The organism is Chondrinema litorale (assembly GCF_026250525.1).
GTDB classification, from domain to species: domain Bacteria; phylum Bacteroidota; class Bacteroidia; order Cytophagales; family Flammeovirgaceae; genus Chondrinema; species Chondrinema litorale.
Genome location: NZ_CP111050.1, coordinates 146,186 through 158,831, shown reverse-complemented (window position 1 = coordinate 158,831; position 12,646 = coordinate 146,186). Strand labels below are relative to the sequence as shown.

The window sequence follows — 12,646 nt, the reverse complement described above, 5'->3', positions numbered from 1 at the left end:
TTTACAGGAAAGATTTCCGGAATGGAGTAAAGTAGTCATTCCGGAAAGTATTTTTAACTTAACTCTTTTATAGCATGATCTACAGCTCTAGCTGTAAGTGCCATATAAGTTAATGAAGGGTTTTGCGTACTTGTTGATGTCATACAAGCGCCATCGGTTACATACACGTTTTTACAAGCGTGCAGTCTGTTCCACTTGTCTAACAGAGAAGTTTTAGGGTCTTTACCCATTCTTACACCTCCCATTTCGTGTATATCTAAACCTGGAGCTTGTTTTGAATCATGTGTTTTGATGTTTGTGAAACCCGCTGCCGTGTACATCTCGGTAAGTTGCTCATGGAAATCGGCAATCATCTTCTCATCGTTGTCATCATAATCCATTGAGATTTTTAATTGAGGAATTCCCCACTCGTCAACTTGAGTACCGTCTAGCGTTAACTTACTTTCTTCTTTAGGAATAGTTTCGCCCATCATGTGAGAACCTACTCTCCAAGGTCCATATTTAGGGTTTAATAGATTGTTTTTCAAGTCATCACCCAACAAACCTGCAGAATCAAGATCGATACTTCTACCAGCATTAAACCCAGATGCATAACCTCTTAAGAAATCGGTTTCTTGCTTAAATACATTTCTGAATCTTGGAATGTAACCACTTGTAGGTCTTCTGCCAAAAGTTGCTTTATCCATAAAGCCTTCGTACTCAGCAGTAATTCTTGCTCTGTAATTATGGAATGCCACATATCTGCCCAACAAATCATTATCGTTACCTAAACCATTTGGGAAACGGTCTGATTTTGAGTTTAACAGAATGAGGTTTGTATTTAAAGCCGCAGCATTTACAAACACAACTGGTGCGTAATATTCTACAGACTCCTTGGTTTTGGCATCTATTACTAATACACCTTTAGCTTGTTGCTTTTCTTCATCATACAAGATAGAATGAACAACAGAATTATTTTTTAGTGTAAGATTACCGGTTCTCATTGCCGCCGGAATAGTACTAGAATTACTGCTAAAATATCCACCAAAAGGACAACCACGTTGACACAAGTTTCTACTCTGGCATTTTACCCTTTGCTGTTGTGCATAGTACTCATCGTTACCTGTAATATGCGCACATCTGGCGATAATTACATGACGCTGTTTTTCATATTTTTCTGCAAGAAAATCTTTGAAATACTGCTCTACACAAGACAATTCCATTGGAGGTAAAAATTCTCCGTCTGGTAGCTCGGGTAATCCATCTTTGTTACCGGAAACACCTGCAAACTTCTCTACATACGAATACCAAGGTGCTAAATCTTCGTATCTAATTGGCCAATCTACCGCAAATCCATCTCTTGCTGGTCCTTCAAAATCGAAGTTACTCCAACGTTGTACTTGTCTTGCCCAAAGTAAAGATTTTCCTCCGGTTTGGTAGCCACGTATCCAATCGAAAGGTTTTTCCTGCACATACGGGTGTTCTTTGTCTTTTACAAAAAAGTGTTGAGCATCTTCTTTAAATGCATAACATTTGCTCACCACAGGATTTTCTTTTTGTATATCTTCAGGAATTGTATTTCTATGTGGGAATTCCCAAGGCATTTTATTGGTAGTTGGATAATCCACTACGTGCTTAACATCTCTTCCTCTTTCTAATACTAATGTTTTAAAGCCCTTTTCAGTAAATTCTTTGGCAGCCCATCCACCACTAATACCAGAACCGATTACAATTGCATCGAATGTTCTTTGCTTTACACTATCTATATTCAAATTAGCCATAAATATTTACTCTTTTTGTTGGGTCAATGGTTTCACAAAAACTATGAGAGCCTGGTACCAAGGCATAAGGCATTAGCTCAGTCATTACATACTGAGATTGCAAGAAACCTTGCACAGTATATCTCTTTGATGTGTTGAGAAAATACTGAATATCGCCTAAATAAGATTCTGGTGGCAACTCCTCCTTATCAGCGTCTTGCTTCATTTGTTTTACAGGAGCTTCGGTTGGCTTCTTTTCAAGAATTTCTGTGAGATAAGGTATTTTTTCTTCTGGTTTCAACTTGGCGAAAGATGTTTCTTTAAACTTTTCAGTATATCTGCCAAACTGATTTAATCCATTTATAAATATTTCCTGTTGTTTTTTAGGCATGCAATCGTCTACCATAACCCACACAAAATTCTGCACTCCTAAATCTTTAGCACCGGGAATTTCTTCACTTTTGGGTAAGATTGTATCTACCAACAAAGCAAGTAATTCTTCCTGCTCAACAGTAACTTTTAGGTTATTTAAAGCTATAGGAACTTTGTCTTCCGAAAAATCGCAAGAAGGCAAGATTAAAGCTCCGCTGGCTATAAGACCTAAATTTTTCAATAAGGTACGTCTGTTCATAATTTGATACAGCTTAATTTTAAAATGAGGTGTAATTTAACTCTATCTATTTAAAATTTATATGTTTAATTATTAATTCATGGACTCTCCGAATTTGCCAATCTCTCTGTTGCCTTTCCCCTCTACTTTATTCAAGTTATCTCCCAACTCTGTTCGCATTGAGTCTGCAAGTATTTTAAGCTTTTCTGCAGTTTTGGTATTACTTTCAATCACGTCTGTAGTTTCACTGATATCATTATTGAGATCGTAAAGCTCCAAACCTGCCTTCACCTGAAAATTATAAGGAATAGGTAAACCGTCGTCTCTACCTTGTCTACCTTCTATTGATCTGTAAGTATGCGGAAAGTACAATTTCCATTTGCCATCTCCACTGAGCATGCTTTCCAATTCATTCTGTTTGTAATAGAAGAAATAAGCATCGTGTGGATTTTCTGCTTCTTCTTTAGCCAATAAAATAGGCTCAATGTCTTTTCCATCAATCGGTTTTTCGGGCATCGTGGCATCTATCCAATTGGTAATTGTAGGCAATATATCGATGGTAGCAGCAGGAATATCTTGTTCTACACCAGAGGGTATTTTAGCAGGCCATTTTGCGATAAAAGGCACTCTTATTCCACCTTCCCAAACCGTACCTTTGCCTTCTCTCAATGGACCAGTTACACCAGAATGTGTTCCATATGATAACCAAGGCCCATTGTCTGAGGTAAAGATTACCAAAGTATTTTCATCTAAACCTTTTTCTTTTAATGCTTTGTTTATTTCACCCACCGACCAATCTATCTCCATAATAACATCTCCATATAAACCTGTACCCGATTTTCCACGAAACTTGTCTGATACGTAAAGTGGAACATGCGGCATACTATGCGCCAGATAGATAAAGAATGGTTTATCTTTATTTTTATCGATAAAGTTGATGGTTCTTTGTGTGTACCAAGTCGTTAAAGAATCTTGGTTCTCTTCTAAATATTTTACAGTTTCTTCTCCTTCTACAATCGGTAAAGGCCCGAATTTAAAGTTAGCATTATTTGGATGCTTAGACCACATATCGTTGGAATATGGCACGCCAAAATACTCATCGAAACCATGCTTGGTTGGTAAAAACTCTGGTAAGTGACCTAAATGCCATTTGCCAAAAATGGCGGTAGCATAATCTTTTTGCTTTACAATTTCTGCTAAAGTGGTTTCATTTTGATTTAAACCGATAGAATCTGTAGGGAAAAAAGCACCACTCACACCTACTCTGTTAGAATAGCAACCTGTTAATAATGAGGCTCTTGAAGCTGAGCAAACTGGCTGAGCCACATAAAAATTTGTAAGTCGGATCCCTTCTTTTGCCATTTGATCCAGATGGGGAGTCTGGTAATTTTTCTGGCCATAGCAACTCAAATCCCCATAACCCATATCATCTGCAAAAATTAGAATTATATTGGGAAGCTTGTCGGATTTCGCCGTTTGCTGAGTTGTTTTTACTTCTTGCTTACAAGCAAATAGCGTTGCGGTTAGTAAGAATAGCGTTGTTAGTGAATTAAGCTTGAATCTCATTATTTGTAACTCGTGTTAGATAGCCAATCTATGTGTTTTATATACTTTTGGAAATGTATTAGCAGGTAATAATACAAAAATATATTGTTTAAAGCATCCTTTGCTGTCTGCTAATTATGGTTCTTTTTTAGAGTCTCCAATTCATCCCGTGAAATTACAGGTACAGTAATTTGAATTCCCACTTCCTAAAAGTGGTTCCCTTAAAAAAAAAATTTATGCATTTACAAAAAAGCCGTTTCCCTGTGTTGGAGAAACGGCACGAGCAAAATGTAATCAAAAATAATTATTGATCGTATCCCGGATTTTGCGATAATTCAGGATTTCTTTGTAACTCTCTTTCTGGAAGAGGTAATAATAAATGCTTTTGCTGAAGTGTTTTATCCCAAGATGTTTGAGAACCTACAAACTCAACAAATTCTATTTCTCCATCGCCATTTTCGCTTGTTAAAGGATAAGTTCTTGTACGAACCATATCATACCATAACTTAAACTCAAATGGTAATTCGCGAAATTTTTCTGTCCAAACCTGATCGATAAAATCATCTGTAGATAAACCAGATATAGCGGTTTTAATCTCGTCTGTATCCATTTTCCAGTAAGCTCTATCGCGTACTTGAGCCAAATATTCAACTGCTTCGGCGGTTACACCTTCTGACTTAGCAATTGCTTCAGCTGCAATTAACAATACTTCTGAGTAGCTATACACTCTTACATCTTTACCTGAGTTAGCAGTTTCGAAAAGTGCTTGATCGTCGTGCCAGATGTATGGCGTATGAGGGAAAGTACTTACATTACCATCACCATCAGTATAAGTAGTATGGAAATACTGTTTGTTTTGGATTCTCAAATCGTTTTCCTCATCGTATCCCCAAATGAACTCGTCAGTTGGTTGGTATCCACCATTCGTAATTGCATACTGAACAGCAGAAGCGTAAGCCACAGGATAAGTCCACTGAGGATAACCTGATGAAGAAATTCCAACATAATATTCAACTAGGTAAATGTATTCATCTGCAAGTGCTTCTTCCTTACGGATTTTGTTATAAGCACTGTTTTCCATTTCTATGTTTCCATCGTCATCAGTATCATTATCCAATAAAGAATAAGTACCACTGTTAATCACCATTCTTGCCATTGTAGCAGCATCTGCATAATGATCTTCTTGTAATGGATAACCACTCATTGTTAAATAAACATCAGCCAAAACAGTAGCAGCAGCACCTTTTGTAATTCTATAGCCATTGTTTACCATCGAATTTTCTGAAAGACCGGCTTCGTTTACAGCAAATTTTAAATCTTCTTCAATAAGGCTGTACACATCGCTTATTGAGCTTTTTCCAGTATAAATATCGTCTAAAGACTCATAAGGCTCAGTAATTACAGGTACTTCACCGTAAAATCTGGTAAGATAGAAATAAGACATCCCTCTAAAAAATTTAGCCTCTCCCATTAATTGGTTTACTTCTGCATCTGTTAACCCAGGAGTTGTAGGAATGTATTTGATAGCATTGTTAGCTCTGGCAATTGCTCTGTACATATCAGACCAAATACCATTCATATAGTCGTCGGTATTATTACCATTGAGCGTTAACTGCTGTGCATTTTGGATATGTGGTTCCTGACCTTTGTATTCGTTATCGAAAAAACCAGACATATACTGGCCAAACATGGCTCTGTTTCCAGAATAAACACTACTAAAATACATTTGAGCAGTACCATTACGATACAATGTATTTACAGCATTATAAGCATGCTCTCTGGTAGAAAAAAACTGATTTAAACTGATCTCATCTTTTGGCACTTCTTCCAAAAAATCAGAACATGAAAATATCATAGTGCTTGTAAGCAGTATATAGAATATTTTAGATATGTATTTCATATTTATATTGAATTAAAGATTAGAACTGAAGATTTACACCCAATGTGTAGGTTCTCGGACGTGGGTACTGGAAGAAGAAAATGTTTTGTCCCCATTGGTTACCACCCCACGATGTAGCTTCAGGATCAAGTCCTTTGAAATCGTCAGAATGAATAACAAAAGCATTTTGAACGCTTCCGTATACTCTCAGTTTCTGTAAGTTTAGTTTATCTAATACTGCTGGGTTAAAGTTGTAACCTAAAGTAAACAAGTTACCTCTTAGGTAAGAACCATCAGTTACCCAGTGGCTGTCAATCTCACTGTTCTGGCCAGCGTATGCTTGGTTTCTGATTTCCTGTACCATTACGTTTTGTCTTTCAGGAGTCCAGCTATCGTAAAGGATTGTACTTAAACCATTAGCAATACCAGAACGGTCTTCAGTTGAGTGGAAGAACTGCTGTAAGATATCTACATCGTAAACAAATTGTAAATCAACAGAAAGATCAAAGTTTTTGTATCTAAAGTTGTTGATGAAACTACCAGTCCATTTTGGTAAACCATTACCAATAATTGTTGGATCTGTTGATCTTTTAGCTTCACCCGGAACGCGACCTACTTTTTCAGCTTCGTCTGCTTCGTCTGTTCCCCAGATACCTAATCTTTCGTATCCCCAGAAGCTAGATAAAGGCTCTCCTACTCTTAAGATAGTTTGGCTACCAGATACCCACCATGGACCAGGGAAAATATCTTCGTTGTTTTCACCTAGTTTTTCAATTCTGTTTTGGTTATAGTTGAAGTTCAAAGTAGTTTCCCAGCTAAAATCTGGTTTTTCAACATTCAGCGTAGTTAACATTACTTCAATACCACGGTTAGAAACTGAACCAATGTTATCCATTACACCACCAAAACCAGTAGTTTGCGGTAAAGGTCTATCTAACAATAAGTCAGTAGTAAGCTTGTAGTAGTAATCCATTTCAAGACTTACTCTGTAGTTGAATAAAGCTAAGTTAAATCCAACATCAAATTGTTTTGTTTTCTCCCAACCAAGATTCGGGTTAGACAATCTGTTTACATAACTTTCTGTAGCTCTTGAACCATCTAATAAAACTGTTCCTGAAGATACAGTAGCCAATGACTGATAAATTGGAATTTCTGTGTTACCAGTAATACCAACACTAGATCTAAATTTTAGTTGATCTATCACACCTGAATTAGCTAAGAAATCTTCTTCTGAAACTGTCCAACCTAAACCAACAGATGGGAAGAAACCATATTTGTTGTCTGCACCAAATCTAGAAGAACCATCTACTCTACCAGTTAAGGTAATCATGTACTTATCGCGGTAAGTATAACCACCTCTTACAAAGTATGAGTTAAGCGCCCATTTGTCGAAATAAGAACTTGGAGCTCCCGGTTGGCTCGCAGACTGCATGCTGTAAAAACGGAAAGTATTATCGGCAAATCCTTGTGCTCCTGCGCTAAATCCTTCTTGAGTACGCTCTTGCCAGCTAAGACCTAGCACACCATTTACACGGTGGTCTGTTCCGAATTCTTTATTATAGTTTAAGAAAGTTTCTTGTTGCCAGTAAAGTACTCTATCGTTAGACTGACTTGCAGAACCTAAAGGCTGTGAAATGTTTAGTAAATCGGTTGGGCTATAGTTTTTAAATACTCTATCGTGTTTGTCGAATCCAAACTGAGTTCTTAAATCTAGACCATCTGCCAAGTGGAAAACAAGGTAAGTATTACCAAAAATTTGAGTACGCTCACGCAAACGATCTTGTGTTTCTAAAACGTGTACTGGGTTAGCCATACCTTCTAAGTTATAAGCATCAGAAATCATATGGCTATTACTCCAAGTTCCATCAGGAAATTTTACTGGGAATATCGGAGGCATCTCTATCATTGTTCTACGTGGCATTTGGTATCCACCACCTTCGTCAAATTCGTTTTCTTTTGTAAAGTTTGTAAGGATGTTGAAACCGAATGTTACCCAATCTTTTGGTCTACCTTCGTAAGCAATTTTACCATACATACGCTCTAAATAGTTGTTGAGCATAATACCTTGCATGTTAGAATAGTTGATGAATGCTCCGTAAGAAGATTTCTCGCTTCTTTGCTGAATAGAAAGTTGGTGGTTATGCGTAACAGAAGTTCTGGTAGCTTCTTCTTGCCAGTCGGTATCGTAAAGTGGATTACCGTTTTCGTCGAACAAGTTAGGATCGTCAGTAGTAAATACAGGATTGCTATCTGGTCTGTATTTAGGTGTATTTTCCATACCAGTTCTTACAACTTCTAACCATTCTTCTGCATTTAGCAAGTCCATTTTCTTTCTCAACTGACCAAAGCTCACGTAACCATCGTAACCTACGATAATACCTTCTTGCTTAGAACCAGCTTTTGTAGTTACCAAGATTACACCGTTAGCACCACGAGAACCATAAATAGCTGTAGAAGAAGCATCTTTTAATACCTCCATACTTTGGATATCATTCGGGTTAAGGAATTGGATATCTTCCATTACCACACCATCTACTACATATAATGGCGAAGAATTGGCGTTAATCGTACCTAAACCACGAATTAAAACACGCGGGCTACTTGTTGGAGAACCAGAGTTTAGGAATACGTTTACACCTGCTACTTTACCTAATAAACCTTGTAGGGCATTGTTAACTGGTGCTTTTAGTAATTCATCGCCTTCTACTACTCCAATAGAACCAGTTAAATCAGATTTTTTAGTAGTACCATAACCTACTACAACTACTTCTTCTAATTGCTCAAGATCTGTAAGCAAGGCAATATTTACAGTAGTTTGTGCTCCTACAGTTATCTCTGTAGTTTGGTATCCGATGTAGCTGTACTGCAAAACATCTCCCTGAGTCGCAGTAATGTTGTAGTTACCATTAATATCTGAAGTGGTACCTACTGCACTACCTTTAATAAGGATACTTACACCTGGTAATGGCTCGCCATCTTCATCTGAAGTTACTTTACCAGTAATTTTAATCTGACTAAACTCTTGATCGAGAATACTGGTGTCTGTATTACTTTCAATTTTACTCACATAAATACTGCTATTAATCCGCTTAAATTTAATATCAGCAGATTTTGCCAGATCGGTTAAAACCTGATACAAGCTCGTATTTTTAAGTAGTGTTACATTCTTTTCTACTTCCAACTCACTGCGGTTGTAGGCAAAGTTAAAATCGGTGTGCTGTTCAATAATTTTGAAAGCTTTGTGTAAAGACACTTCAGACCTACCCTCAAAAGAAAACTGAATTTCTGTGAGTTTCTTGGTCTGAGCGTTACCGTCGTTGGCGATGAGGAAGCCTGCAAACAAAGTTTGTAAGCAAATTCCCCAAAAAAAGTACTTCGACATAATTAAAATTTGTCGTACAAATCTCAATATCATAAATTTAAGTGTTTATGAGTAAAACATGTTACAAGTGGACCAGACCCCAATCTGGTTTTATCTTCATGAACAAAATCGGCTGACTGGCCCCAACCAGTCAGCTTTTTCTATTTTTCAATCCAAACTTTTTTGTCTTTTATTCTATACTTGAAATTTCTGGATGTAAAACTGAGTCCCATCAATACATTTTCTAGGTTCTTATTATCAAAAGTACCTGAGTATTTCCCAGTTTGATCCACCGCTGGACTTACGGTAATTTCCACACCATACCATCTTTCAAGGTCCTTCAGAATTTTTTTTAAATTCTCATTCTGATAAATGAGTACTCCGTCGGTCCAAGCAACCACATTTTCAAGATCGATGTCGTGTTTAATTTGATTTACCTTACTCTCTTTATCATAGATTAAAAGCTGCTTTGGCAGCAAGAGAGCCGGTTCTTTAGAATAGTTATTTGAGCTGGTATCAAGATTCATTACAGAAACTCTCCCGGTAACTACTGCTATTTGCTGTAGCTGATCGTCGGGATAAGACGTAATGTTAAAAGAGGTTCCAAGCACAGTGGTTAAAAGATCGCCACTGTGAATAATAAATGGGCGAAGAGTATCTCTATTCACTTCAAAAAATGCTTCGCCACTCAGGAATACTTCCCTGTTTTCTTTTCCGAAATTGTCTGGTATTTTAAGAGAGCTTTCGGCATTGAGCCTTACCAAACTTCCGTCTGGTAAATTCAACGTAGAATTCTGCCCTCTAGAAGTAGATTTAGTAATATAGGTTATTTCATTAGGTACAGTTTTTTCAACTTTCTCTACCTTTTTATCTTGATAATAATACCAACCCACAGAAAGTAAAAGTACTATTATAGCAGCTCTGCCCAATGCCTGGTAAACAATACTGAAGTTTCGTTTTGGCTGAAACTTGCTTTGCTTACGATGTACATTTTCGAGAACTTCGATAAATTCATCTTCTGTTGGTTGGTACTGATTTCGATAACCTATAGAAACGATAAGATCTCTAGCATTTTGAACTTCTTCTAACTTTTCTGGATGTTGTTTTAACCAGTTTTGCCAGAAGTATTCACTTTCTGCATCGGGATATTTTACCCATTTAATGAAAAAATCATCTGCTATAAAATCAGAAACCTGGTAGTTGTTATAATTCATTTACGATATTTTACCCTTCTACTTATAGAAAGACAGTGTAAGACAAAACGGGTATAGAAATTTTCAACTTTTTTTTAAATTTTTAGAAAATCCCCTTTTGGAGCACAGATACGGAGCCTAACCAGGTTAGAATTAAGGTTTCTGGTACATATTTTTTGAGTGTATCTAGCGATCTGTACACGAGTTTTCTTGCATACTCAGCTTTAGAAAACATCATTAACTCGGCAATTTGCTCGTAGTTAAATCCTTCGTAGTAGTAATAGATTATTGCTTCTTTCTGGCGCTTTGTAAGCTTTTCTATACCTTGTTCTAGACGCCTTTTAATCTCAATCTGACTTTGATTGCGAATCATAAAGGTTTCGTGCGAAATGCTAATTTCAAAGTCTGCTGTTGAGGGTAGGTTATCTACGTAGACAATATTTTTATTTTTAGATAAAGCTTTTAAAATATTTCTACGCAAACATTTATAGAGGTAAAACTTAATGTTGTTTGTCTGCCCCAATTTCTTTCTTTTCTCTTTTAAGTAGATAAAAAGTTCTTGTACAGCATCTTTTACCAAAGCTCTGTCTTGGCAAAACTGATGGCCGTAATTGAATAGAATTGGGAAATAATTATAATAGATATGGTTAAAGGCTTCGCCGTTTCCATCCAGAAAAAGTTGCCACACATCGCTATCTTTCATAGACTTATACGTGCTTACAATCTTACCTTTTTCGGAAAGAGTGTTAAGTTTTTCAACTTTTAGAGTTTTCATCTTCTTTACTTTCAGTCCAATATTTTGTTGAAGGGTAAAATATTAAGAATGAAAGAAATGGTTGTAGTCTAGTATTTCCAAAAATAGAAATTTTTATATTAAAGCATAAATAATGAAATTTTATTTAAGCTTAATATAAGAAAATCATGTCTGAAAATACCTCTATAGATTTTGTCTATTATAGAGATTTAATTTTTAGCCTACAGCATTTCAAACTGAAACTTCAACAAATACTGGCTATAATGTATAAATAGCAATGGTAGTAAGCAGCACTGTTTCTTTAAATTTAGCATTCATCCCTATTTAAAGAATGTATCCAAGTCTTACTGGATATGTTTTATAATTTAAATAATTATAACAGCACCGAGGGTAGTTTTTGGTGGTTAATCCATGAACTTTCATTAAAATTAACCACCAAAATATATTTAGTTTGATGTAGTCTCTGAAAGAGTTCTGGCATCTACACCTTCAAAAGTAATTTTTATTGGTTTAATTAAACCATCTTCATCAAAATACATTCTATCGATACAGGTTACTCTGTGGTCTCTGTCTTCGTTTGGTATTGGTCTACGATGGTAAATAGCATACCAGTCATCTGTACCCGGAATATTTAAAACCGAATGATGCCCTGCTCCTGTTGCTACATCTGGATCGCTCTGTAAAACAGTACTAATTTTATCAAATGGACCAGTAACAGATTTTGATCTTCCATAAGCTACTTTGTAAGAACCATCTGTCCAGTTACCTTCTGACCACATAAGGTAATACCATCCATCTCGCATAAACATTACCGGACCTTCTACATAACCTTCTGGCGTAATTTCTTTTACCACATTCTCTTCATCAAATGGAATAAGACCAGTAAAATCGTCTTTGAGTTTACCAATGTTACAGTGTCCCCAACCACCATAAATAATGTAGTATTGGCCATCGGTATCTTTAAACACTGCCTGATCTATAGGCTGTGCCCCGTTGTAAAATTTATTAATAAGTGGTTCGCCCAGATAGTCTTCAAACTTGCCATTTGGCGTTGAAGAGACTGCTACACCAATTCCACCAATTCCTTTTCCATGAATTTTAGGATCGTACATACCTCTTTCTTTTGTCTGAATATCGTTGGCTGCAAAAAACAAAAAATACTTTCCGTCTTTTTCTACCACACAGGGTGCCCACATAGCTCTTTCTGCCCATGAGATGGTGGCAGTATCTGTAATACTTTCGTGTTTTTCCCAGTTTACTAAATCTTTAGAAGAAAAAGCATCGAAAAAAATTTGATCTTCGTACTTAGCCGAAAAGGTTGGGTAAATCCAATAAGTATCTCCAAAAATCGCTACTTCAGGGTCAGCATACCAGCCTTCAAACAAGGGGTTACCAGACTTGGCAACTTCTTTCTCTTCTTGTTTTGTTTCTGAGTCTGCTTCTTTTTTTGACTGACAACCAATAAAAATATTGGCTATTACCAGTAATGCAATGGTGTTTGTTGTTAAAATGCGCTTAAACATTTCCAAAAATTTAATAGGTTAATAGTAAATTAGTCTATGCTA

At 36.5% G+C, this 12,646-nt stretch carries 8 protein-coding genes; all 8 read right to left on the bottom strand.

Annotated elements, in window-relative coordinates; translation table 11 throughout:
- Nucleotides 1-53 precede the first annotated feature (53 nt).
- The 8 genes from OQ292_RS30090 to OQ292_RS30055 all read right to left on the bottom strand — a co-directional run bounded on the left by OQ292_RS30090 (nucleotide 54) and on the right by OQ292_RS30055 (nucleotide 12,604).
- The gene (locus OQ292_RS30090; protein WP_284687819.1) at nucleotides 54-1,760 is read right to left on the bottom strand and encodes a GMC oxidoreductase; all 1,707 of its coding nucleotides are present in this window, start codon (nucleotides 1,758-1,760) and stop codon (nucleotides 54-56) included.
- Nucleotides 1,753-2,370 carry a gluconate 2-dehydrogenase subunit 3 family protein gene (locus OQ292_RS30085; RefSeq protein ID WP_284687818.1) on the bottom strand — a complete coding sequence of 206 codons (618 nt, stop codon included), beginning with the start codon at nucleotides 2,368-2,370 and terminating at the stop codon, nucleotides 1,753-1,755. Before OQ292_RS30085 ends, OQ292_RS30090 begins: the two co-directional genes overlap by 8 nt.
- A gap of 72 nt (nucleotides 2,371-2,442) precedes the next feature.
- The gene (locus OQ292_RS30080; protein WP_284687817.1) at nucleotides 2,443-3,915 is read right to left on the bottom strand and encodes a sulfatase family protein; all 1,473 of its coding nucleotides are present in this window, start codon (nucleotides 3,913-3,915) and stop codon (nucleotides 2,443-2,445) included.
- Nucleotides 3,916-4,198: 283 nt separating this feature from the next.
- Nucleotides 4,199-5,794 carry a RagB/SusD family nutrient uptake outer membrane protein gene (locus tag OQ292_RS30075; RefSeq protein ID WP_284687816.1) on the bottom strand — a complete coding sequence of 532 codons (1,596 nt, stop codon included), beginning with the start codon at nucleotides 5,792-5,794 and terminating at the stop codon, nucleotides 4,199-4,201.
- Nucleotides 5,795-5,813: 19 nt separating this feature from the next.
- Nucleotides 5,814-9,155, bottom strand: a complete 3,342-nt coding sequence (locus tag OQ292_RS30070; protein WP_284687815.1) for a SusC/RagA family TonB-linked outer membrane protein — start codon at nucleotides 9,153-9,155, stop codon at nucleotides 5,814-5,816.
- A 140-nt stretch (nucleotides 9,156-9,295) separates the two neighbouring features.
- Entirely contained in the window at nucleotides 9,296-10,348 is a 1,053-nt protein-coding gene (locus OQ292_RS30065; protein ID WP_284687814.1) for a FecR family protein, read from the bottom strand.
- An 82-nt stretch (nucleotides 10,349-10,430) separates the two neighbouring features.
- Nucleotides 10,431-11,102, bottom strand: a complete 672-nt coding sequence (locus OQ292_RS30060) for an RNA polymerase sigma factor (RefSeq protein ID WP_284687813.1) — start codon at nucleotides 11,100-11,102, stop codon at nucleotides 10,431-10,433.
- 425 nt (nucleotides 11,103-11,527) lie between these two features.
- The gene (locus tag OQ292_RS30055) at nucleotides 11,528-12,604 is read right to left on the bottom strand and encodes a glycoside hydrolase family 43 protein (protein WP_284687812.1); all 1,077 of its coding nucleotides are present in this window, start codon (nucleotides 12,602-12,604) and stop codon (nucleotides 11,528-11,530) included.
- Between the last annotated feature and the right edge of the window lie 42 nt (nucleotides 12,605-12,646).